Origin of the sequence: Streptomyces luteogriseus, assembly GCF_014205055.1 — a bacterium.
GTDB classification, from domain to species: Bacteria; Actinomycetota; Actinomycetes; order Streptomycetales; family Streptomycetaceae; genus Streptomyces; species Streptomyces luteogriseus.
In genome coordinates this window covers 6,965,999-6,989,815 of record NZ_JACHMS010000001.1, presented here as the reverse complement: position 1 = coordinate 6,989,815, position 23,817 = coordinate 6,965,999, and the positions used below count along the sequence as shown (strand labels likewise).

General features: G+C 70.6%; 18 protein-coding genes. 9 read left to right on the top strand and 9 right to left on the bottom strand.

Annotated features, from left to right (window positions below; all coding sequences use genetic code 11):
- Positions 1-13: 13 nt before the first annotated feature.
- A complete protein-coding gene (locus BJ965_RS31135; protein WP_184913293.1) occupies positions 14-1,792 on the bottom strand; it encodes a site-2 protease family protein in 1,779 nt (592 codons plus the stop codon).
- Between the two features lie 187 nt (positions 1,793-1,979).
- Between BJ965_RS31135 and BJ965_RS31130 the strand changes: the two genes are divergently transcribed.
- Positions 1,980-2,984: a RecB family exonuclease gene (locus BJ965_RS31130; RefSeq protein WP_313667314.1), complete on the top strand. Its 1,005-nt coding sequence runs from the start codon at positions 1,980-1,982 to the stop codon at positions 2,982-2,984.
- 54 nt (positions 2,985-3,038) lie between these two features.
- Positions 3,039-3,710, top strand: a complete 672-nt coding sequence (locus tag BJ965_RS31125) for a response regulator (protein WP_020141342.1) — start codon at positions 3,039-3,041, stop codon at positions 3,708-3,710.
- Between the two features lie 69 nt (positions 3,711-3,779).
- Here BJ965_RS31125 and BJ965_RS31120 read toward each other — a convergent pair whose 3' ends face one another.
- From BJ965_RS31120 to metH, 4 genes are all read right to left on the bottom strand, one after another.
- Positions 3,780-5,363 (bottom strand): ABC transporter substrate-binding protein, encoded by a 1,584-nt coding sequence (locus tag BJ965_RS31120; RefSeq protein ID WP_184913289.1) that lies wholly within the window; start codon positions 5,361-5,363, stop codon positions 3,780-3,782.
- 108 nt (positions 5,364-5,471) lie between these two features.
- The gene (locus BJ965_RS31115; protein WP_184913287.1) at positions 5,472-7,076 is read right to left on the bottom strand and encodes an ABC transporter substrate-binding protein; all 1,605 of its coding nucleotides are present in this window, start codon (positions 7,074-7,076) and stop codon (positions 5,472-5,474) included.
- Between the two features lie 409 nt (positions 7,077-7,485).
- Positions 7,486-8,187: an HAD family hydrolase gene (locus BJ965_RS31110; RefSeq protein ID WP_184913285.1), complete on the bottom strand. Its 702-nt coding sequence runs from the start codon at positions 8,185-8,187 to the stop codon at positions 7,486-7,488.
- 126 nt (positions 8,188-8,313) lie between these two features.
- On the bottom strand, positions 8,314-11,829 hold the full coding sequence (gene metH, locus BJ965_RS31105) for a methionine synthase (RefSeq protein WP_184913283.1): 3,516 nt from the start codon (positions 11,827-11,829) through the stop codon (positions 8,314-8,316).
- Between the two features lie 352 nt (positions 11,830-12,181).
- Here metH and BJ965_RS31100 point away from each other — a divergent pair, with 352 nt between their 5' ends.
- From BJ965_RS31100 to BJ965_RS31075, 6 genes are all read left to right on the top strand, one after another.
- Positions 12,182-12,946 (top strand): IclR family transcriptional regulator, encoded by a 765-nt coding sequence (locus tag BJ965_RS31100; RefSeq protein WP_184913281.1) that lies wholly within the window; start codon positions 12,182-12,184, stop codon positions 12,944-12,946.
- A gap of 262 nt (positions 12,947-13,208) precedes the next feature.
- Entirely contained in the window at positions 13,209-14,003 is a 795-nt protein-coding gene (locus tag BJ965_RS31095) for an MIP/aquaporin family protein (protein WP_030848577.1), read from the top strand.
- Positions 14,004-14,088: 85 nt separating this feature from the next.
- The gene (gene glpK, locus BJ965_RS31090; RefSeq protein WP_184913278.1) at positions 14,089-15,627 is read left to right on the top strand and encodes a glycerol kinase GlpK; all 1,539 of its coding nucleotides are present in this window, start codon (positions 14,089-14,091) and stop codon (positions 15,625-15,627) included.
- An 8-nt stretch (positions 15,628-15,635) separates the two neighbouring features.
- Positions 15,636-17,252 carry a glycerol-3-phosphate dehydrogenase/oxidase gene (locus BJ965_RS31085; protein ID WP_184913276.1) on the top strand — a complete coding sequence of 539 codons (1,617 nt, stop codon included), beginning with the start codon at positions 15,636-15,638 and terminating at the stop codon, positions 17,250-17,252.
- 127 nt (positions 17,253-17,379) lie between these two features.
- Positions 17,380-18,051: a FadR/GntR family transcriptional regulator gene (locus tag BJ965_RS31080; RefSeq protein ID WP_184913273.1), complete on the top strand. Its 672-nt coding sequence runs from the start codon at positions 17,380-17,382 to the stop codon at positions 18,049-18,051.
- Between the two features lie 158 nt (positions 18,052-18,209).
- Entirely contained in the window at positions 18,210-19,193 is a 984-nt protein-coding gene (locus tag BJ965_RS31075) for a PAC2 family protein (protein ID WP_184913271.1), read from the top strand.
- An 88-nt stretch (positions 19,194-19,281) separates the two neighbouring features.
- Here the strand turns inward: BJ965_RS31075 and mshC are convergent, their stop codons facing one another.
- The 4 genes from mshC to BJ965_RS31055 form a co-directional block, all read right to left on the bottom strand.
- Positions 19,282-20,511 carry a cysteine--1-D-myo-inosityl 2-amino-2-deoxy-alpha-D-glucopyranoside ligase gene (gene mshC, locus BJ965_RS31070; protein WP_184913267.1) on the bottom strand — a complete coding sequence of 410 codons (1,230 nt, stop codon included), beginning with the start codon at positions 20,509-20,511 and terminating at the stop codon, positions 19,282-19,284.
- A gap of 95 nt (positions 20,512-20,606) precedes the next feature.
- Positions 20,607-21,437 (bottom strand): SCO1664 family protein, encoded by an 831-nt coding sequence (locus BJ965_RS31065; protein WP_184913265.1) that lies wholly within the window; start codon positions 21,435-21,437, stop codon positions 20,607-20,609.
- Positions 21,401-21,988, bottom strand: coding sequence for a DUF3090 domain-containing protein (locus tag BJ965_RS31060; protein WP_030848551.1), 588 nt, complete (start codon positions 21,986-21,988; stop codon positions 21,401-21,403). The genes BJ965_RS31065 and BJ965_RS31060 overlap by 37 nt, the downstream gene beginning before the upstream one ends.
- Before the next feature lie 78 nt (positions 21,989-22,066).
- On the bottom strand, positions 22,067-22,753 hold the full coding sequence (locus tag BJ965_RS31055) for a histidine phosphatase family protein (RefSeq protein ID WP_184913263.1): 687 nt from the start codon (positions 22,751-22,753) through the stop codon (positions 22,067-22,069).
- Between the two features lie 61 nt (positions 22,754-22,814).
- Between BJ965_RS31055 and corA the strand changes: the two genes are divergently transcribed.
- Positions 22,815-23,810, top strand: a complete 996-nt coding sequence (gene corA, locus BJ965_RS31050; RefSeq protein WP_184913261.1) for a magnesium/cobalt transporter CorA — start codon at positions 22,815-22,817, stop codon at positions 23,808-23,810.
- Positions 23,811-23,817: the final 7 nt, after the last annotated feature.

Here is a 23,817-nt window from a genome sequence, read left to right as displayed (position 1 = left end):
GACGGTCTCGCGGTCAGGACGGCCTCGCCATCGCTTTCACGAAGGCGCGCTCCACGTCGGCGGCGGACAGGACGCCGTAGATCTCGCCGGTTTCCTCCACCACGAGGTATTCGGTGGCCGGGGTGGCGCGCAGGGCGTCCAGCAACTCCTCGCCCGACAGCTCCGCCGAGACCCGCATGCCGTCGGTGAGGTCCTGGGCGAGGCCGCTGACGGCGACCCAGGGGCGGCGGTGCTCGGGTACGCCGACGATGGCGGCCTCGCGGACGAGGGAGAGGGGCTTGCCGTCGGGGTCGACGACGACCAGGGCGCGGGCTCCGGCGGCGTTGGCGCGGCGCAGGGCTTCCGAGAGCGGGGTGTCCGACTCGACGGGGACCGCGCGGCGAGTGAGGGCGCGGGCACGCAGCTCGGGGAGGTGTTCGCGCAGGCGGGCCATGCGCAGGCTGTTGCCGGCGCCGGTCCAGATGATCGCGGCGAGGATGGCGGCGAGCAGGGCGTCGAGGACGGTGTCCATGCCGACGTTGTCGACGGCGTCGGTGCCGAGGGCGCCGGACTGGGTGAGCAGCGGCAGTCCGATGAGTACGGAGATGGCGAGGACGCGGCCGACCCAGGCGGCGGCGATGGTGCCCTTCATGGGTTTGCCGGTGATTTTCCAGACGACGGCGCGGAGCATGCGGCCGCCGTCGAGGGGCAGGCCGGGCAGGAGGTTGAACGCGGCCACGATGAGGTTGGAGATCATCAGGCCGGCGAGCAGGACGCCCGGAACGGTGCCGGGTTCCACGGTCTGCACGGCGGCGTAGAAGATGCCGGCGAGGACGAGGGAGAGCAGGGGCCCGACGAAGGCCAGCACGAACTCCCGGCCGGGAGTCTCGGCCTCCTTCTCGATCTCGGAGACACCGCCGAAGAACTGGAGCTGGATGCGGCGGACCGGGAGCTTGAAGCGGAGGGCGGCGACGGTGTGTGCCAGTTCGTGGACGAGTACGGAGGCGTAGAAGGCGACCGCGAAGAAGAGGGAGACCAGGTAGCGGGCCGCGCCGAGTTCGGGCAGTACGCGCTCCAGCTGGCCGCCGAACACCCAGGTGATCAGGGCGGCGACGAGGAACCAGCTCGGCGCGACGTACACCGGCACGCCGAAGGGCCGGCCCATGAGGAGCCCACCCCGGGGCTCCGGCCGCTGGGGGGCGGGGCCTTTGCCGTCGGCGGAGTGGGCGAGGTGGCGGTCGCCGGGGGCCGGGGGCTGTTGCGCGCGGTTTTGGTCATCGGAGGCCGGGGCGGGTGTGTGTGCCTTGTGCAGGCGGTCCGTCTCGGGCCGGCCGGCGACGGGTGCGGAGTGCGGGCCGCTGGCGTAGGCGCGGTCGGGGTGGGTGTCGCCCTCCGGTGTGTCGCCGTCGCCGCGGTCGGCGGGAGCGGGTGCCGTCCGCGGTACGTCGGGGTCGGGGCCGGCCGGTGTCGTGTGCGGGTCCTCGGCGGTGGCGCGGCCGGGAGAGTCACCGGCCGGCGGACGGCTCGCGCCGGGCTCGACGGGGCCGGTGGGGGTTTCGTCACTCCGCGTCGGACGGTCCGCCGCCGATTCGTCCCTCATGGCGTCAGCAGGGGTCGCCGGGGTGTCGGCGGGCGTGGCCGGACGGGTCGGTCCCGGTCCCGGGGTGGGCTGTTCAGGGGTGAAGGGGCGCTCGTCCGTGGGGTGTTCGTCGGCGGGGGTCGGCTCGGCGGCCCGGTCCGCAGGCCCCGCGTGGCGCTCGGCCGACTCGTCGTTGTCGGACCGCGGCCGCCCGCGCCCGCCGCTCTCGTCCACCGGTGTCCCCTCGATCGAAGCGTTTCCCGCGCCTGCCGGACGGGAGGTCTCGAGTCGATGGTATGCGTCCGTCGCGGTGCGTTCCGCCCCGGCACCCCTGTGTTTCCCGTACGTCGACCTCCTCTCCCGGCTTCCCCCACGGAACACGGCTGGGTCACTGTCAGTGGCGGGCCGTATGGTCTGGAGCATGGAGACGAGCACCGAGGGCGCGGCGCGGCCCGACAGCAGCCGGACCGCGGCGGAAGCACCGCCGGTCCCGGCCGGACCCGCGGAGACGGCAGTGGAGACGGCGGCGGACGCGCAGACGGTGGCGGAGGCGGCGGCCGAGACCGCCGCCGTGAGCGACCTCGTGACCGGGACCACCGCCATAGCGCCCGCCTCGCTGTCCCCCTCACGTGCGAGTGACTTCATGCAGTGCCCGCTGCTCTACCGCTTCCGGGTCATCGACCGGCTGCCGGAGAAGCCGAGCGAGGCGGCGACCAGGGGCACGCTGGTGCACGCGGTGCTGGAGCGGCTCTTCGACGCCCCGGCCGCCGAGCGTACGCCGCCCCGGGCGAAGTCGCTGATCCCCGGCCAGTGGGACCGGCTGCGCGAGACGCGGCCGGAGGTCGTGGAGCTGTTCGCCGATGATCCGCAGGGCGAGCGGCTGGCGCGCTGGCTGGGCGAGGCGGAGCAGCTCGTCGAGCGCTGGTTCAGCCTGGAGGATCCGAGCCGTCTGGAGCCGGCCGAGCGGGAGCTGTTCGTCGAGACCGAGCTGGAGTCCGGGCTGCGGCTGCGCGGCATCATCGACCGGGTCGACGTGGCGCCCACGGGCGAGGTGCGGATCGTCGACTACAAGACGGGGAAGGCGCCCCGGCCGGAGTATTCCGAGGGCGCCCTGTTCCAGATGAAGTTCTACGCCCTGGTGGTGTGGCGGCTGAAGAACGTGATCCCCCGGCGGCTTCAGCTGGTCTATCTCGGCAGCGGCCAGGTGCTGACGTACGACCCGGTCCTGGCCGATCTGGAGCGGGTCGAGCGCAAGCTGCTGGCGCTGTGGGAGGCGATCCGGCTGGCCACCGAGACGGGCGACTGGCGGCCCCGTCCCACGAAGCTGTGCGGCTGGTGCGACCACCAGGCGCACTGCCCGGAGTTCGGCGGTACTCCCCCGCCGTATCCCCTGCCGGTGCGGGCGGCGCCGGGTGAGGGCGGCTGAGTCGGGCGGGCCCGCGCAGGGCAGAATGGGGCCGGACGAGCGAAGGAGACTTACGTGGCCATCCGCGTCCTACTGGTCGACGACCAGCCGCTGCTCCGTACCGGCTTCCGGATGATCCTGGAGGCCGAGCAGGACATCGCGGTCGTCGGGGAGGCCGGTGACGGACTGCAGGCACTCGACCAGGTGCGTGCGCTACAGCCCGATGTGGTTCTGATGGACATCCGTATGCCGCGGATGGACGGAGTGGAGGCGACCCGGCAGATCACCGGGCCGGGGCGGGACGGCCCGGCGAAGGTGCTGGTGCTGACGACCTTCGACCTCGACGAGTACGTGGTGGAGGCGCTGCGCGCCGGCGCCAGCGGGTTCCTGCTGAAGGACGCGCCCGCCAACGAGCTGGTGCAGGCCATCCGGGTCGTGGCGGCCGGTGAGGCCATGCTCGCGCCGAGCATCACGCGCCGGCTGCTCGACAAGTACGCCACGCATCTGCCGTCGGGGGACGAGCCGGTGCCGGACACGCTGCACACGCTCACCGACCGCGAGGTCGAGGTGCTGAAGCTGGTGGCGCGCGGGCTGTCCAACGCGGAGATCGCCGCCGACCTGTTCGTCAGCGAGACCACCGTCAAGACGCACGTCGGGCATGTGCTGACCAAGCTGGGCCTGCGCGACCGCGTCCAGGCGGCGGTGTACGCGTACGAGAGCGGGCTGGTGCGCCCCGGGGCGCAGTAGCGGCAGCGAGCCGGTATGTGAGAGGGCGCCCCCCGCCGTGCGGGAGGCGCCCTTCTTCACTTCGGTGCGTCAGGCGTCCTTGCTGAGCTCCCAGAAGCGGAAGACCGTCGACGCGTCGAGGCAGTACTCCAGGCCGTAGACGCCGTCGCGGACGACCGCGTACTGCTTGGCCTGCCACACCGGCAGGACGGGGAGTTCGTCGGCGACGATGTCCTGCAGCTCGCCGAACTCCTTGTCCGTGGCGGCCCGGTTGGTCAGTGCGGCGGTGCGCGGGATGAGCGAACCGGTGATCGTGCCGTTGTCGTAGTTGTTGCTCAGCACGTTGCCCTTGCCGAAGAAGGGGGCCGTGAAGTTGTCGGCGTCGGGGTAGTCCGGCACCCAGCCCTTCACGTAGACGCCGTACTTGCCGGCGGCGATGTCCTTCTCGTACCGGCCGAAGGGGACGGACTTGACGTCGGCGTCGAACAGGCCGCTGGCGTTGAGCTGGCCGGCGATGGCGTTCAGCTCCTGGTCGGTCGCGGGGCCGTAGCGGGACGGGGTCGACCAGAGTGTGAGCTTCACCTTGCCGGTGATGCCGTCCTTGCGGAGCGCGGCCTGGGCCTTCGCCCTGGACGGGCGGGCGCCGTAGGTGTCGAAGAAGGCCGTGTTGTGGCCCGCGATGCCGGCCGGGATGATCGAGTACAGCGGGGTGGCGGTGCCCTGGTAGACGTTCTTGATGAGGGCTTCGCGGTCGAGCAGGTGGGCGATGGCCTTGCGGACGCCGAGCTTTCCGGCGACCGGGTCGTCCATGTTGAACACCAGGTGCTGGACTTCGGCGCTGCTGCCCTCGACGACCTCGACGCCGGTGCCGTCGTCGGCCTTCTCGGTGTCGGCGATGTCGCCCGCGGTGAGACCGCGGTAGGCGATGTCGACGTCTCCGTTCTGGATGGCCTGCTTCAGGGCCGTCTGGTCGCCGTCGAAGAACTTGAGCGTCACGCCGGTGTTGTTCACCTTGGCGGTGCCCTTGTAGTTCTCGTTGACGGAGAAGACTGCCTGGCCGTCGTCGAACGAGTCGAGCTGGTAGGGGCCGGAGCCGATCGCCTTGCCGTCCTTGCGGAGCCCGTCCGCGTCGTACTGGCCGTGGTCGACGATGGAGCCGGCACCGGAGGCGATCTTGCTCGGGAAGGTGGCGTCGGCGGTGTTGAGGCGGAAGACGACCGTCTTCGCGTCCGGGGTCTCGACCTTGTCGAGCATGGGGAACATGATCGCGGGCCCGTCGGGGTCGTTGATCTTCAGCATGCGGTCGAAGGAGAACTTGACGTCCTCGGAGGTGAGCTCGTCACCGTTGCTGAACTTGAGGCCGTCCTTCAGCGTGCACTTGTAGACCGTGGTCTGCGTGTCGGTGAACGCGCAGCTCTCGGCGGCCTCCGGCTGCGGTTCCGTGGCGCCCTTGGGGAAGCTGAGCAGGGACTGGAAGACGTTGTTGAACAACAGCCAGGAGCCGGGGTCGTAGCCGGAGGCCGGGTCCGTGGCCAGGACGTCGTCGGACATCCCCACCACCACGTTGGAGCCGTCCCCCGCGGAGTCTCCGCTCTCCGTGCCGCAGCCGGTCAGCAGTCCGGAGGCGAGGCCCGCCACGATGGGCAGGACCGGCCACTGGTTGCGTATCTTCACGTGTGTGCCTTGTCGTCGGTTCTCGAGAACTCCCGGAGCCTGTCCCCGGCTCCGGGGCACGGCTCCCCGGGGGCCGCGGTCACAGGCCCCGGGGATCCTGTGGGTCCGTCAGCCGCTCACGCCCCGCCCGAGCTCCCACAGCTGGAGCGTCGAGGCGGAGTTGAGCGCGTAGGCGGTACCCGTGACGTCGTCGCGTGCGGCGACGTACTGCTTGCCCTGCCACAGCGGCAGCACCGGCACGTCGCCGGCGACGATGTCCTGAATGTCCGTCAGGCTGGTGGAGGCGGACAGCCGGTCCGCTTCACGGCGGGATTCCGGGATCAGGGTGTTGCGGATCTGCCGGTTGTCGTACGGCGAGCCGAGGGTGTTGTCCGCGTCGAGGAACGGCGCGAGGAAGTTGTCGGCGTCCGGGAAGTCCGGGAACCAGCCCATGCCGTAGACGTCGTACTCGCCCTTCTTCTCGGCCGGGCGGAACGTGTCCCAGGGGGTGCCCTTGATGCCGACGTCGAACAGGCCGCTGGAGTTGAGCTGCTCGCGCAGGACCTCGAACTCCTTCTTGGTCGCCGGGCCGTAGTGGTCGGTGGTGTAGTGCAGCGTCAGCTTCACGGGCGTGGTGATGTTCGCCTGCTCGAGCAGGGAACGGGCCTTGGTGACGCTGGGCTCGCCGTACTTGTTGAAGAACGAGTTGGAGTGGCCGGTGACGCTGGCCGGGACCAGCGAGTACAGCGGCTCGGCCTGGGAGCCGTAGACCTTGGAGATCAGTGCGCTGCGGTTGACGACCTGGGCCATCGCCTGGCGCACGGCCTTGGACTTCACCGTCGGGGCGTCGGTGTTGAAGCCCAGGTAGCGGATCTCGAGGCCGGGCATCTCGACGAGGTCGACGTCGGTGTCCGCGTCCCCCGAGAGCTTGCGGATCTGGTCCGGCGACATGGCACGGGTCATCAGGTCGATGTCGCCCTTGTCCAGGGCCTCGCCCATGGCGTCGGCGTCCTTGAAGGAGACCATGTCGACCTTGTCGTTGTTCACCTTGAGGGTCCCCTTGTAGTCGGGGTTCTCGGTGAACTCGGCCTTGACCAGTTCGCCGTTCTCGACGTCGGCCTTGAAGGTGTAGGGGCCGGAGCCTTCCAGGTCGAAGCCGTCGCGCAGCTTGTTCTTCGGGTACTCGTCGGGCTCGACGATGCCGGCGACCGGGGTCGACAGCTTGTACGGGAAGGTCGCGTCGGCGGTCTTGAGGTGGAAGATGACCTCGCGGTCGCCTTGTGTCTCGACGGTGTCGATGGTGGACAGCAGTGCGAACACACCGCTGTCGGCCTTGAGGGAGCGGGCGCGGTCGATGGAGTACTTCACATCGGCCGCCGTGACAGCGTTGCCGTCGGCGAACGTCAGGCCGTCGCGGAGGGTGCAGGCGTAGCGCTCGTTGCCGGTGTCGGTGAAGCCGCACCGCTCGGCGGCCTCCGGTACGGGCTCGCCCTCGCCGCGCGGCTGGATCATCAGGGTCTGCACGGTCTGGCGCAGGATGTTCCAGGTGCCGACGTCGTAGGCGTAGGCGGGGTCGAGGGGCGCGGGGGCGTCCTTCGAGGCGGTGAACCGGTCCGTGGTGCCGACGACGATCGCGCCGCTGTCGCCGCTCCCGCCGTCGGACCCGCCGCAGGCGGCGAGCACCGGCGCGAGCAGGCCGATCACGGCCGGCAGCACCAAAGTCTTGCGGTTCATGCTCGAGTTTCTCCAGAGCTGTCGACTCCGTGTATCCGGCATGCAGGGGTGGCGCAGCGGATCACGGGGGTGGGGCGATGTTCTCGCGACGAGATTAGTCGGGGCCGGCAGGAGGGTTCGCAGCCACCGGAGTTGAGCACCCATCACGCTGCGGAACCGGGCGTGGACAGACCGAAGGCCCGACAGTGGAAGCTTTGGTGCAGCGTTCCATCAATCGGGACACAAGGGCACGCTCGCGGCCCCTTGGAGGGGGTACCCAGCACACGTCGGATCGGCTGTCGACCCCGGACCGCGTGGGGAACGTCACACGCGTGAACGGGTTCGGCGGTACGCGAATTCGCTCGTCCGTCGGGGTTCGAATTCGCCTTCGGAATTACCGCTCTAACGCCGCTGCACGCTGGGTGAACGCCTAGCGCATTTCCGTCATCAGCCCGTGCAGAAATGTCAGGTCGACCTCTTCGAGGGAGGTCACGACCGTGCGGCGCAGGGCCGGGGCGATGGGGGCCACGGAGGGCACGGCCACGACGTGGCAGCCCGCGGCCTCGGCGGCGGCGACCCCGGTCGCGGTGTCCTCGACGACGGCGCAGCGGGCCGGGTCCACGCCGAGCCCGGAGGCGGCGGCGAGGTAGGGGTCGGGGTGGGGCTTGGTGCGCGGCACCTCGTCACCGGCGACCGTCAGACCGAAGTGGTGGGCGCCGAGCGAGGTCAGGACGCGGTCGATGATGCGCCGGTGGGAGGCGGAGACGAGGGCGGTGGGGATCTCGTACTCGTACAGCTCGGCGAGCAGCCGCCCGGCGCCCGGCATCAGCGGCAGGGCGTGGCCGATGCGGGCCTCGAAGCCGTCGTTCAGGAGCACGGTGAGCTCGTCGAGGGGGATGTCGGCGCCGGTGGCCTCGATGAGGAAGCCCGCGCTACGGGTCATGGGGCCGCCGACCACGACATGGCGCCAGGACTCGTCGAGCGTGTGGCCGAGGGAGGCGAAGACCTCGACCTCGACGTCCCACCAGAAGCCCTCCGTGTCCACCAGGGTGCCGTCCATGTCGAGGAGCACGGCTTGGAGGGCCGATCCTTCGGCTGTGCGGGTTCCGATCGCGGGGACCGTACTGGTCATCCACGTACCTCCTTGAGGGACGTTCAGGCCGGCTCCCACGAGGGGAACCGGCCTGCGGTGGACCGACCAGTCTACGTCGTGCGCGGCCGAAGCGCCTCTTTTGGCCCGTGTGCGCGGTGGGGCGGCTCAGCGGGCGTTGAAGTACTTGGCCTCCGGGTGGTGGATCACGATGGCGTCCGTGGACTGCTCGGGGTGCAGCTGGAACTCCTCGGACAGCTCGACGCCGATGCGCTCCGGTTCGAGCAGGTCGGCGATCTTGGCCCGGTCCTCCAGGTTGGGGCAGGCGCCGTAGCCGAGGGAGAAGCGGGCGCCCCGGTACTTCAGCTCGAACATGCCCTGCATCTCGTCGGGGTCCTCGCCGGCGAAGCCGAGCTCGGAGCGGACTCGGGCGTGCCAGTACTCGGCGAGCGCCTCGGCCAGCTGCACGGACAGGCCGTGCAGTTCGAGGTAGTCGCGGTAGGCGTTGGCCTCGAAGAGCCGCGCGGTCTCCTCGCCGATGCGCGAGCCGACGGTGACGACCTGGAGGCCGACGACGTCGGTCTCGCCGGACTCCTCCGGGCGGAAGAAGTCGGCCAGGCACAGGCGGCGGCCCCGGCGCTGGCGCGGGAAGGTGAAGCGGGTGCGCTCGTTGCCCTGCTCGTCGAGGATGATCAGGTCGTCGTCCTTGGAGACGCACGGGAAGTAGCCGTACACCACGGCCGCCTCCAGCATGTTCTCCGTCTGGAGCCGGTCGAGCAGGCCGCGCAGCCGGGGCCGGCCCTCGCTCTCGACGAGTTCCTCGTAGGACGGGCCCTCGCCGGTGCGGGCCTGCTTCAGGCCCCACTGACCCTTGAACAGGGCGCCCTCGTCGAGCCAGCTCGCGTACTCCTTGAGCTGGATGCCCTTGATCACGCGGGTGCCGCGGAAGGGCGGCTCGGGGACGGGGTTGTCGGTGGCCACGTCGGAGCGGACATGTCCCTCCTCGGGGCGCTCCTCCGCGGCGGCCGGGGCCGCGGCCCTGACCCGGCGCTGCTTGAGTTCGGGCAGCTTCGCGCCGGGCACGCCCCGCTTGACGCCGATGAGGGCGTCCATCAGGCGCAGCCCCTCGAAGGCGTCGCGGGCGTAGCGGACCTCGCCCTGGTAGATCTCGTGCAGGTCCTGTTCGACGTAGGCGCGGGTGAGGGCGGCGCCGCCGAGGATGACCGGGTAGCCGGAGGCCAGGCCGCGCTGGTTGAGCTCCTCCAGGTTCTCCTTCATGATCACCGTGGACTTCACCAGCAGGCCGGACATGCCGATGACGTCGGCCTTGTGCTCCTCGGCGGCTTCCAGGATCGCGGAGACCGGCTGCTTGATGCCGAGGTTGACGACGTTGTAGCCGTTGTTGGACAGGATGATGTCGACGAGGTTCTTGCCGATGTCGTGCACGTCGCCGCGCACGGTGGCGAGCACGATGGTGCCCTTGCCGGCCTCGTCGGTCTTCTCCATGTGCGGTTCGAGGTGGGCGACGGCCGTCTTCATGACCTCGGCGGACTGCAGGACGAACGGCAGCTGCATCTGGCCGGAGCCGAACAGTTCGCCGACGACCTTCATGCCGTCCAGGAGGGTCTCGTTGACGATGTCGAGCGCGGGCCGCTCCTGGAGGGCCGCGTCGAGGTCCGCTTCGAGGCCGTTCTTCTCGCCGTCGATGATGCGCCGCTTGAGGCGCTCGTCCAGCGGCAGGGCGGCCAGTTCCTCGGCCTTGCCGGCCTTGAGGGACTTGGCGGTGGCGCCCTCGAACAGCTGCATGAGCTTCTGCAGCGGGTCGTAGCCCTCGGCGCGGCGGTCGTGGATGAGGTCCAGGGCCGTCTGGACCTCCTCCTCGCTGAAGCGGGCGATCGGCAGGATCTTGGAGGCGTGCACGATCGCCGAGTCCAGGCCCGCCTTGACACACTCGTCGAGGAAGACGGAGTTCAGCAGGATGCGGGCGGCCGGGTTCAGGCCGAAGGAGATGTTGGACAGGCCGAGCGTGGTCTGCACCTTCGGGTGGCGCCGCTTGAGCTCCCGGATGCCCTCGATGGTGGCGATGCCGTCCTTGCGGGACTCCTCCTGGCCGGTACAGATGGTGAAGGTCAGGCAGTCGACGAGGATGTCCTCCTCGTGGATGCCCCAGTTGCCGGTCAGGTCGTCGATGAGCCGTTCGGCGATCTCGACCTTCTTCTCGGCGGTGCGGGCCTGGCCCTCCTCGTCGATGGTGAGCGCGATGAGGGCGGCGCCGTGCTCCTGGGCGAGAGCCGTGACCTTGGCGAAGCGGGACTCGGGGCCGTCGCCGTCCTCGTAGTTCACCGAGTTGATCACCGCGCGCCCGCCGAGCTTCTCCAGGCCCGCCCGGACGACGTCGACCTCGGTGGAGTCCAGCACGATGGGCAGGGTGGAGGCGGTGGCGAAGCGGCCCGCCAGCTCCTCCATGTCGGCGACACCGTCGCGGCCGACGTAGTCCACGCACAGGTCGAGCATGTGCGCGCCCTCGCGGATCTGCTCCCGGGCGATCTCCACGCAGTCGTCCCAGCGGCCGTCCAGCATGGCCTCGCGGAACTTCTTGGAGCCGTTGGCGTTGGTGCGCTCGCCGATGGCCAGGTAGGAGGTGTCCTGCCGGAACGGCACCGACTGGTACAGGGAGGCCGCGCCCGGCTCGGGCTGCGGGGCGCGCTCGGTCGGCGCAGTGTCCCGGACACGCTCGACCAGCTGCCGCAGGTGTTCCGGGGTGGTGCCGCAGCAGCCGCCGACGAGGGAGAGGCCGTAGTCCCGGACGAAGGTGCCCTGCGCCTCGGCCAGCTCGGGCGCGGTCAGCGGGTAGTGCGCGCCGTCCTTGGTCAGCACCGGCAGGCCCGCGTTGGGCATGCAGGACAGCGGGATGCGCGAGTGCCGGGACAGGAAGCGCAGGTGCTCGCTCATCTCGGCCGGGCCCGTGGCGCAGTTCAGGCCGATGATGTCGATGCCGAGCGGTTCCAGGGCGGTCAGGGCCGCGCCGATCTCGGAGCCGAGGAGCATCGTCCCGGTCGTCTCGACGGTGACCGAGACGATCAGCGGTACGGAGTGGCCGGTGGCCTCCATGGCCCGGCGGGCGGCGATGACGGAGGCCTTGGTCTGGAGCAGGTCCTGCGTGGTCTCCACGAGCAGCGCGTCGGCGCCGCCGGCGAGCAGGCCCTCGGCGTTCTGCTGGTAGGCGTCCCGGATGGCGCCGAAGGTGGTGTGGCCGAGGGTGGGCAGCTTGGTGCCGGGTCCCATCGAGCCGAGCACCCAGCGCTGCTGCCCGGTGCTGCGGGTGAACTCGTCGGCCACCTCGCGGGCGATCCGGGCACCGGCCTCGGACAGCTCGGTGACGCGCTCGGGGATGTCGTACTCGCCGAGGGCGGTGAGGTTGGCGCCGAAGGTGTTGGTCTCGACGCAGTCCACGCCGACGTCGAAGTATGCGGAGTGGACCGAACGGACGATGTCCGGGCGCGTCAGGTTGAGAATCTCGTTGCAGCCCTCGAGATTCTCGAAGTCCTCGAGCGTGGGGTCCTGCGCCTGGAGCATGGTGCCCATCGCTCCGTCGGCCACGACCACGCGGGTGGCCAGGGCTTCTCGGAGCGCGGACACACGGGCCCGGCTGTCTGCGGAAGGGGTCGGCGGCAACGAGGCCATGAAAAGGGCTCCCTCGGATGCGACGGCTGTCGGCTTTGCGGCTTCCCGGACAGCCGGAGGGCATCCGGGATGGGCGCACCGCGCCAGCGTAACCGGGAGTGGGCTTGGATGGGCAGCACGTCCACGGGGCGGACTGAGGTGGTGCCGGATCGGCCGGACCGAGGCGGTGCCGGATCGGCCGGACCGAGGCGGTGCCGGATCGGCCGCCGGGTGACGGATCGGCCACCGGTGGCTGAAAAATGGCGACCTGCCATTAGCGAGAGGTCGGCATCGACCGGTAGTGTTCGACATTGCCGAACGAGGGCTGTGGTGCCGCTTGTCGGCGGTCGAAGGGGACGGAGGCAGGACGGCGATGGCACGGAACATCCAGTCGCTCGAGCGGGCGGCCGCGATGCTGCGACTGCTGGCTGGCGGCGAGCGGCGGCTCGGCCTGTCGGACATCGCCTCGTCGCTGGGCCTGGCCAAAGGCACCGCCCACGGCATCCTGCGCACCCTCCAGCAGGAGGGCTTCGTGGAGCAGGACGACGCCTCCGGGCGCTACCAGCTGGGCGCCGAGCTGCTGCGCCTGGGCACCACCTACCTCGATGTGCACGAGCTGCGGGCACGCGCCCTGGTGTGGGCCGACGACCTGGCCCGCTCCAGCGGCGAGAGCGTCTATCTGGGTGTGCTGCACCAGCAGGGCGTGCTGATCGTGCACCACGTCTTCCGGCCCGACGACAGCCGGCAGGTGCTGGAGATCGGGGCCATGCAGCCGCTGCACTCCACGGCCCTGGGCAAGGTCCTGTCCGCCTACGACCCGGTGGCGCACAGCGAGGCGCTGGAGGCCGACCGCAAGGCGTTCACCGACCGGACCGTGTGCGAGCCGGAGGGCTTCGAGCACATCCTCGACGTCACGCGGGCGCGGGGGTACGCGGCGGACGTGGAGGAGACCTGGGAGGGCGTGGCCTCCCTCGCCGCCCCCATCCACGACCGGCGGCGCATGCCGGTCGGCGCGGTCGGCATCACCGGCGCCGTGGAGCGGCTGTGCCGGGACGGCGAGCTGCGGCCGGAGCTGATCGCGGCGGTTCGGGACTGCGCCCGCGCGGTCTCGCGGGACCTGGGCGCCGGGCGGTTCTGACGGCACACGAGCGGACCGGGGCGCCGTACGGCGTCCCGGTTCTCGGCATGTCCGCGCTCACCTGCGGCAAAGATCCTTGGGACCGCGGCGATCAGTAACGATCGTATTTTCGACAACACAGCCCTTGACGTGCTCGTAACGCCGAAGCAAGACTCCCGTCCATCGGTCGACATTGTCGAACAGCTACCGGCAATACGCGCTAGAGTGTGACAACGCCAGGCCGGTATCGAACTTCCCTGGACGTAGGACAAAGGAGTCGCGGGTGTCCAGCTCCGACATCTTCATCGGCGAGACCATCGGTACCGCCATACTCATCCTCCTCGGCGGCGGCGTCTGTGCCGCCGTCACGCTGAAGGCCTCCAAGGCACGTAACGCCGGCTGGCTCGCCATCACCTTCGGGTGGGGCTTCGCTGTGCTCACGGCCGTCTACACCTCGGCGCCGCTCTCCGGCGCCCATCTGAACCCGGCCGTCACCCTCGCCCTCGCGATCAAGGACGGCGACTGGAAGAACGTCCCGGTCTACTGGGCCGGCCAGATCCTCGGCGCCATGATCGGCGCGGCCCTGGTCTGGATCGCTTACTACGGTCAGTTCCACGCGCACCTCACCGACCGCGAGATAGTCGGCGGTCCGGGTGCGCAGGACACCAAGGTCAAGGCCGTCGAGGCCCAGGAGAAGGGCGCCGGCCCCGTGCTGGGCGTCTTCTCCACCGGCCCCGAGGTCCGTGTCGCCTGGCAGAACATCGCGACGGAGGTCATCGGCACCATCGTGCTGGTGCTCGCCGTGCTCACCCAGGGCCTGAACGACAAGGGCAACGGCCTGGGCAACCTGGGCGCCCTGATCACCGCGCTCGTCGTGGTCTCCATCGGCCTGTCGCTCGGCGGTCCGACGGGGTATGCGATCAACCCGGCCCGTGACCTCGGTCCGCGCATCGTGCACGCCCTGCTGCCCCTGCCCAACAAGGGCGGCTCCGACTGGGGCTACGCCTGGGTTCCGGTGGTCGGCCCGCTGATCGGCGGGGCCATCGCCGCAGGCATCTACAACGTCGCGTTCGCCTAGGAGCGGCATTTACCGCCGCTTCGCGAAACTCTCGGCACGCGCCGTACGTAAAGCCCCATAAACACGGAACTTTCCAGGAGACACAGTGACCGACGCGCACACCGCCGGCCCCTTCATCGCCGCCATCGACCAGGGCACCACCTCCAGCCGCTGCATCGTCTTCGACCGGGACGGCCGGATCGTCTCCGTCGACCAGAAGGAGCACGAGCAGATCTTCCCGAAGCCGGGCTGGGTCGAGCACAACGCCACCGAGATCTGGACGAACGTCCAGGAGGTCGTCGCCGGGGCCATCGAGAAGGCCGGCATCACCCGCGACGACATCAAGGCCATCGGCATCACCAACCAGCGCGAGACGACCGTGCTGTGGGACAAGAACACCGGTGAGCCCGTCCACAACGCCATCGTGTGGCAGGACACCCGCACCGACGCCCTCTGCCGCGAGCTCGGCCGCAACGTCGGCCAGGACCGCTTCCGCCGCGAGACGGGCCTGCCCCTGGCCTCCTACTTCGCCGGCCCCAAGGCCCGCTGGCTGCTCGACAACGTCGACGGCCTGAAGGAGCGCGCCGAGGCGGGCGACATCCTCTTCGGCACCATGGACACCTGGGTCATCTGGAACCTGACCGGTGGTGTCAACGGCGGCAAGCACGTCACGGACGTCACCAACGCCTCGCGCACGATGCTCATGAACCTGCACACCATGCAGTGGGACGACAAGATCTGCGAGTCCATCGGCGTCCCGCAGCAGATCCTGCCCGAGATCCGCTCCTCCGCCGAGGTCTACGGCGAGATCACCGGCGGAAAGCTGGGCGACCTGCTCGGCGGCATCGCGGTCGCCTCGGCGCTCGGCGACCAGCAGGCGGCCCTGTTCGGCCAGACCTGTTTCGCCGAGGGCGAGACCAAGTCGACCTACGGCACCGGCACCTTCATGGTGATGAACACCGGTGACAAGATCATCAACTCCTACAGCGGGCTGCTGACCACCGTCGGCTACAAGATCGGCGACCAGGACACGGTCTACGCCCTGGAGGGCTCGATCGCCGTCACGGGTTCGCTGGTGCAGTGGATGCGCGACCAGATGGGCCTGATCTCCACCGCCGCCGAGATCGAGACCCTCGCCCTGTCGGTCGAGGACAACGGCGGCGCCTACTTCGTGCCGGCCTTCTCCGGCCTGTTCGCCCCGTACTGGCGCTCCGACGCCCGCGGTGTGATCGCCGGCCTGACCCGGTACGTCACCAAGGCGCACCTCGCGCGCGCCGTCCTGGAGGCGACCGCCTGGCAGACGCGGGAGATCGCGGACGCCATGACGAAGGACTCCGGCGTGGAGCTGGCCGCCCTCAAGGTCGACGGCGGCATGACCTCCAACAACCTGCTGATGCAGACCCTCGCCGACTTCGTGGACGCCCCCGTGGTGCGCCCGATGGTCGCCGAGACCACCTGCCTCGGCGCCGCCTACGCCGCCGGTCTCGCCGTCGGCTTCTGGAACAGCACCGACGACCTGCGCGCCAACTGGCGGCGGGCCGCCGAGTGGACCCCCCGCATGGACGCGGAGACCCGCGCCCGTGAGTACAAGAACTGGCTCAAGGCCGTCGAGCGGACCATGGGCTGGCTCGAGGACGAGGAGTAAGAAACAGCATGACCACCAAGTCCACCCTGCAGTCCGTGCCTGCCCTGGGGACGCACCCGGCCTCCGGCTCGAACCCGAGCCGAGCCGAGACCAGGGAGCAGCTCTCCAAGGCGTCGTACGACCTTCTCGTGATCGGCGGCGGCATCCTGGGCATCTCCACCGCCTGGCACGCCGCGCAGTCCGGCCTCAGGGTGGCTCTGGTGGACGCCGGCGACTTCGCCGGCGCCACGTCCTCCGCCTCCTCCAAGCTGCTCCACGGCGGTCTGCGCTACCTGCAGACCGGCGCGGTGAAGCTGGTGGCGGAGAACCACTTCGAGCGCCGTGCGGTCTCCCGCCAGGTGGCTCCCCACCTGGCGAACCCGCTCACGTTCTACCTCCCCGTGTACAAGGGCGGGCCGCACGGCGCGGCGAAGCTCGGCGCGGGCGTCTTCGCCTACTCCGCGCTCTCCGCGTTCGGTGACGGCGTCGGGCACCTGCTGTCGCCGGCCAAGGCCGCGCAGGACGTGCCCGAGCTGCGCACCGAGAACCTCAAGGCCGTGGCCGTGTACGGCGACGACCAGATGAACGACGCCCGCATGGCGCTGATGACGGTCCGCGGGGCCGTCGAGGCGGGCGCGGTCGTCCTGAACCACGCCGAGGTGACGGGTCTTCGCTTCACGCAGGGCCGTGTCACCGGCGCCGAGCTGAAGGACCGCCTGTCCGGCGACGAGTTCGGCGTCAGTGCCCGTCTCGTGCTCAACGCGACCGGCCCGTGGGTCGACCACCTGCGCAGGATGGAGAACCCGAACGCGGCGCCGTCCATCCGTCTGTCGAAGGGCGCGCACCTGGTCCTCAAGCGCACCTCCCCCTGGAAGGCCGCGCTCGCCACCCCGATCGACAAGTACCGCATCACCTTCGCCCTCCCCTGGGAGGACATGCTGCTGCTCGGCACCACCGACGAGGTGTTCGAGGGCGACCCGGCGGACGTCTCGGTCACCGAGCAGGACATAACCCAGATCCTCGACGAGGCCGCCTTCTCGGTCCGCGACCAGCAGCTGAGCCGCGACCTCATCACGTACTCCTTCGCCGGCCTGCGCGTGCTGCCGGGCGGCCCCGGCGACACCGCCAAGGCCAAGCGCGAGACGGTGGTGACCGAGGGCCGGGGCGGCATGCTGTCGGTCGCGGGCGGCAAGTGGACCACCTTCCGCCACATCGGCCGCACCATCATGAAGAAGCTGGAGACGCTGCCGGGCCACCCGCTGGGCGACGACTTCGAGCCGATCAGCGCCCTGCCGAAGAAGCTGCCGCTGCCCGGCATCGCCAACCCGCGCGCGGTCGCCCACCGGCTGCTCACCGACCGGCCGGCGCCCGGCCCGCGCATGGCGGCCGACACGGCCAGGCACCTGGCCACGCACTACGGCTCGCTGGCCTTCGACATCGCCCGCATGGCCAACGAGAGCCCCGAGCTCGCCGAGCGCGTCCACCCCGACGCCCCGGAGATCTGGGCGCAGGTCGTCTGGGCCCGGGACCACGAGTGGGCCGAGACGCAGGACGACGTGCTGCGCCGCCGCACGACGCTGACGATCCGCGGCCTCGCCACGGACGACGTCCGCGCCAAGGTGCAGGACCTGCTCGACAAGAAGTAGGTACGGGTACGGGGGATCCCGATCCGGAAGGGGCGGTTCCACGCCGACGGAGCCGCCCCTTCCGCGTTCCCGTGCCCGCATAATGACCTGATACGTCGGAGGTCTTGAACGCACTGGGAGGCCGGCCATGGCAGTCACCGACGAGGCGATCGAGAAGATCAAGGGAATGATCGTCTCCGGCGCGCTGGGTCCGGGCGACCGGCTGCCCAAGGAGAGCGAACTCGCCGCCGGCCTCGGGCTGTCCCGCAACTCCCTGCGGGAGGCGGTGCGCGCCCTGTCGCTCATCCGGATCCTGGACGTACGGCAGGGCGACGGCACGTACGTCACCAGCCTCGACCCGCAACTCCTGCTGGAGGCAATGAGCTTCGTCGTCGACTTCCACCGCGACGACACGGTCCTGGAGTTCCTCGCCGTACGCCGCATCCTGGAGCCGGCGGCGACCGCGATGGCGGCCGTGCGGATCAGCGAGCAGCAACTGGACGCGCTGACGGCCCAGCTGGACAGGCTCGGCGAGAACCCGTCGGTGGAGGATCTGGTCGCCTGTGACCTGGAGTTCCACCGGGGCATCGTGCACAGCTCGGGCAACTCCGTGCTGTGCTCGCTGCTCGACGGTCTTTCGGGTCCCACCACCCGGGCCCGCATCTGGCGCGGCCTCACACAGGAGGACGCCGTCGCCCGCACCCTGCGCGAGCACCGTGCGATCCTCGCCGCCCTGCGCGACCGGGACGCCGAGGCCGCCCGCTCGTGGGCGACCGTGCACATCGCGAGTGTGGAGCAGTGGCTGCGCTCCACGCTGTGACCAGGGCCTCACGGACCGCCCGGACGAACCCGGGGTGTTCGGGGGCGGATCGCGGGGCAGTGATGGGGGCACTCCCCCTGCGAGGGGGCTGCGGGCGCCCCCGCGGCACGCCGTAAGGTTGGGTGGTCAAGCGAGGGCACGTCGGAAGGAGGCGCTGGGTGATCGAGCTCGAGGGGGTTCCCGAGCTGGTCGACCCGGTCATGGTGGCCGCGTTCGAGGGCTGGAACGACGCCGGCGACGCCGCCTCCACCGCGGTCGCGCATCTGGACAGGGAATGGAAGGGCGAGGTCTTCGCGGCGCTGGATGCCGAGGACTACTACGACTTCCAGGTGAACCGCCCCACGGTGTTCATGGAAGCGGGCGTCCGCAAGATCACCTGGCCCACGACCAGGCTGTCGGTGGTCCGGGTCGGCGGCGAGAAGCCGCGCGACCTGGTCCTCGTGAGGGGCATCGAACCGTCCATGCGGTGGCGGTCGTTCTGCAACGAACTGCTCGGCTTCGCGCACGAACTGGGCGTGGAACTGGTCGTGGTCCTGGGCGCCCTGCTCGGCGACACCCCGCACACCCGTCCGGTTCCGATCAGCGGCACCACGTCCGACCCGGACCTGGCCCGCCGCATGGACTTGGAGGAGACCAAGTACGAGGGCCCCACGGGCATCGTCGGCGTCCTCCAGGAGGCGTGCACGCACGCGGGCGTCCCGGCCGTCTCGCTCTGGGCGGCGGTGCCGCACTACGTGTCGCAGCCGCCGAACCCGAAGGCCACGCTGGCCCTGCTGAACCGCCTGGAGGACCTGATCGACGTGCGGATCCCGCTGGGCGAGCTGCCCGAGGACGCGCGCGCCTGGCAGGTCGGCGTGGACCAGCTGGCCGCCGAGGACAGCGAGGTCGCCGAGTACGTCCAGTCGCTGGAGGAGGCCCGGGACACCGCCGAGCTGCCGGAGGCGTCCGGCGAGGCCATCGCCCGGGAGTTCGAGCGCTATCTGCGGCGCCACGACGGCGGCGGACCGCCCGCGCCCGGTGGCCACGCCACGGCCGACGGCAGCGACAGCACGTCGTACCTGCGGGACAACCCCAGCGGCCGCACCCGCCCGCCGAAGCCGCCCAAGCCGGGCACGGACGACGACGAGTCGTCGGACGACTGAGGACACGGCACCAACAGGTCAGAGGGGCGTCTCCCGGCCGGGAGACGCCCCTCTGTGTGCCTGTGGGCTACAGCTGTGTGCCTGTGGGCTACAGCGCCACACCCAGCAGCGCGTCCACCGCCCGGGAGACCACCCCGGGCGCGCCGATGTCGGTGCCGCCGCTCCGCTCCTGGAGTGCGGCCCAGCGGTCGACCGCGGTGAGTGCGGCCGGGGCGTCCAGGTCGTTCGCGAGGGCCTCGCGGATCTCGTCGACGACCGCCTCCGCCGGCGGTCCGTCGGGCCGGGACACGGCGGCCCGCCAGCGGCCGAGCCGCTCGACGGCGTCCTGAAGGACCTGGTCGGTGTACTCCCAGTCGGCGCGGTAGTGGTGGGCGAGCAGCGCGAGCCGGATGGCGGCCGGGTCGACGCCGTCGTGCCGGAGTTTGGACACGAAGACCAGGTTGCCCTTGGACTTGGACATCTTCTCGCCGTCCAGGGCGACCATGCCGGCGTGCACATACGCCTTGGCCATGGGGAACTCGCCGGTGAGGGCCTGGGCGTGCGAGGCGCCCATCTCGTGGTGCGGGAAGGCGAGGTCGGAGCCGCCGCCCTGGATGTCGAAGCCCATGCCGAGGTGGTCGAGGGCGATGGCGACACACTCGATGTGCCAGCCGGGGCGTCCGCGCCCGAGCGATCCGCCGTCCCAGCTGGGCTCGCCCTCACGGGCCGCCATCCACAGCATCGGGTCGAGCGGGTTCTTCTTGCCCGGGCGGTCCGGGTCGCCGCCGCGCTCGGCGGACAGCAGTCGCATCGCCGCGGCGTCGAGGTTCGAGACCTTGCCGAAGTGCGGGTCGGACTCGACGGAGAAGTAGACGTCCCCCTCCAGTTCGTAGGCCGCGCCGACGTCCCGGAGCCGCTCGACGAGCGGGACGATGCCGGGTATGGCCTCGACGGCGCCTATGTACTGCCGCGGCGGCAGCATCCGCAGGGCCGTCATGTCCTCGCGGAAGAGGGCCGTCTCCTTCTCGGCGAGGGCGGCCCAGTCGATGCCGTCGCGCTGGGCCCGCTCCAGGAGGGGGTCGTCGACGTCGGTGACGTTCTGGACGTAGTGAACCTGCCGCTTGGTGTCGAGCCACACGCGCTGCACGAGGTCGAACGCGTTGTAGGTCGCCGCGTGTCCCAGGTGTGTGGCGTCGTACGGGGTGATGCCACAGACGTAGATACGGGCGACGGGACCGGGGTCGAGGGTGACGAGGCCGCCGGTCGCGGTGTCGTGGATCCTCAGGTCGCGGCCCTGACCAGGCAGGGCGGGGACCTCGGAAGCGGGCCAGGCATGCATGCCATGAGCCTAACCGGACTGAAGTTCCATATACGAATGGGAGCGGGCCGGACGGCCGAGAAGGCGCTCTTGCGGTGTTCCGGGTGCCTGTGCTGCTACACGGGCGGCCAGGGGATCGCCGGCCACTCCCCGCTCGGCTCCGGGTGGGTGCCCGAGGCGAGCAGGGCGCCGACCCGCGCGCGGGTGGCGTCGATCTCGGCGCCGGTGATCAGCGGTTCCAGCCGGGCGGCGAGCGGCCCGCCCTCGGCCAGGCCCTTCCTGAGGCCTTCGAGGACGTCGACGGCCTCCTCGGTGAGGGCCTCCCCCGCCCAGCCCCACAGCAGGGTCCGCAGCTTGTTCTCGGCGTTGAACGTGACCCCGTGGTCGATGCCGTACAGCCGTCCTTCGCCGGTGGGCAGCAGGTGCCCGCCCTTGCGGTCGGCGTTGTTGATGACCGCGTCGAGGACCGCCAGACGCCGCAGCCGTTCGTCGTCGGCGTGCACGAGCAGCGCGGTGCGTCCCTCACCGACCTCGGCGAAGCCGATCGCCTTCCAGCCCGGCTCGGGTTCCTCGCCGTCGACCAGGGCGAGCAGTTCCGCCTCGGGGGCCACCTCGACCCACAGCTGGCACATGCCCTCGCCGTAGGGGCCCTCGCGCAGCACGGTGGGCGGCACGAGGCCCCAGCCGGTGGCCTCGGAGACCTCGTACGCGGCGACCTCGCGCTGGGCCAGCGTCCCGTCGGGGAAGTCCCACAGGGGCCGCTCCCCCGCGACCGGTTTGTAGATGCAGGCCGCGTCCTCGCCGTCGTACGACACCGTGCAGTACAGGGCGGCGTTGGAGGCCTCACGGATGCGTCCGCGGACGGTCAGTTCGCCCCGGGCGAGCAGCCCGGCGGCGTCCGGTGGGGGCGTCACGCTCCGCGGCGGTATCCGTTCTGGCGCGGACATACGTGTCCTTCCGGGTCGAGCGGGAGGCTGCACAGCGGGCACGGCGGCCGCCCGGCGTTGACGACGTCGAGGGCGCGTTTGGCGAAGGCCCTGGCCTGCGCGCCGGTGAGCCGGACCCGCAGCATCGGCGGACCGTTCTCCTCGTCCTGGAGCAGCCGCTCCTCGGCCTCGGCGAGGTCCTCCTCGGATTCGGCGTCGAGCTCCACGAGCGCCTGCGCCTCGACGATCATGAGCTGCTCGTCGCCGTCCCAGGCGAGCGCCATGGTGCCGACCCGGAACTCCTCCTCGATGGGGGTGTCCAACGGGGCGGTGTCGGTGTCCGACGGTGCGACGGCGGGGACGTGGGCGCTGCCGCCGCTACGGCGTACCACCTCGTCGAGCAGTTCGTCCATGCGTTCGGCGAGCGCTGCGACCTGCGTCTTCTCCAGGGCCACGCTGGTCACCCGGGAGCCTGCGGTGGCCTGGAGGAAGAACGAACGGCGCCCGGGCAGTCCGACCGTGCCGGCCACGAAACGCTCCGGATGGTCGTAGAGGAACACCTGACGGGACACGTCCTGTCTCCATTGGGATCGTGGGAACCGTGTGACCACGGCACTGCTGCGACCGCTTCACCCTACTGCGGCGAACGATCACGGTGCGCCCGCACCACCCCCGACTTCGGCCTCGCCGCCCGGCGGTGCCTCGCGCGGCGCCAGGGACGTGAAGTCGCCCGTGTCACCGAGCCGGACGAGAAACGGCCGCAGTCGTGTGTAGCGGATCGCGGTGATGGAACACGGTTCAACGGAAATCCGCTGGAAGAGGTCCAGGTGAAGTCCGAGTGCGTCGGCGACGAGCGACTTGATGATGTCGCCGTGCGAGCACATGAGGTAGACGGCGCCGGCGCCGTGGTCGCGCTCCACGCGCGCGTTCCACTCGCGCACGGCCTCGGCGGCGCGCGTCTGCATGGCCCGCATGGACTCCCCGCCGGGGAACGCCGCCGCGGACGGGTGGGCCTGCACCACCTCCATCAGGGGCTCGTCCTTGAGCTCGGCGAGCTTGCGTCCGGACCAGTCGCCGTAGTGGCACTCGCCGATGCGCTCGTCGGTGTGCGGGCTCAGGTCGGGCCTTGCCTCCAGCAGGGGCCGGATCGTTTCCTGACAGCGCTGGAGGGGGCTGGTGACGATCTCGGCGAGGGGCAGTTCGGCGAGCCGTCCGGGCAGTGCGGCGGCCTGCGCGGCGCCGCGCTCGTCGAGGGCGACACCGGGCGTCCAGCCGGCGAGCAGCCCTTCTGTGTTGGCGGTGGAGCGTCCGTGCCTGACCAGGATCAACGTGGGCATGCGGTCCAGCGTAGGCGCACGCGCGCGTGCGGTGTCGTTCGAGTGACGGGAGACTCGCTTCGTGATCGTCGACTGTGCCATCTACCGCGAAGGACAGCGGACGGAAGGGCCCGGGGACCTCTCCGACGCCCTGGGTGAGGCCCGCACGGCGGGCGGGTTCGTGTGGATCGGGCTGCACGAGCCGACGGAGGACGAGTTCGACCATGTGACCCGGGAGTTCGGGCTGCACCCGCTGGCCGTCGAGGACGCCCTCAAGGCCCACCAGCGGCCCAAGCTGGAGGTGTACGACGACTCGCTCTTCGTGGTGCTCAAGCCGGTGGCGTACGAGGCGCAGAGCGACACCGTTTCCTCCGGCGAGATCATGATCTTCCTGGGCGACTCGTTCGTGGTGACCGTCCGGCACGGCGAGGGCGCCCCGCTCAAGGCGGTACGGCATCGGCTGGAGCACGAGCCGGAGCTGCTCGGCAAAGGCCCGACGGCCGTGCTGTACGCGGTCGCCGACGCGACCGTCGACCACTACCTGGACGTGGCGACCGAGCTGCAGACCGACCTGGAGGGTCTGGAGGCGGAGGTGTTCTCGCCGGACGGCGGGGGCTCACGGAACACGGCGTCCCGGATCTACGACTTCAAGCGGCAGGTCCTGGAGTTCCGCCGGGCGACCGGGCCACTGGCCCCGCCGATGAGCCGGCTGGCGGGGACGGCGTCGACCGGGGTGGCCGTGCCGTTCGTGGACGACCGGGCCCGGCCGTTCTTCCGCGACGTCAGCGACCACCTGACGCGCGTGAACGACTCCGTGGAGAACCTGGACCGGCTGGTGTCGGACATCCTCTCGGCGCACCTGGCGCAGATGAGCGTCCGGCAGAACGACGACATGCGGAAGATCTCCGCGTGGGCGGCCATGGCGGCGATCCCCACGATGCTCGCGGGGATCTACGGCATGAATTTCGAGCACATGCCCGAGCTGCGCTGGGTCTGGTCCTATCCGGCGCTGATCGCCCTGATGGCCGTCCTGGAGTTGATGGTCTTCCGGCTGTTCAAGCGCCGGGGCTGGTTGTAGCCGGGCC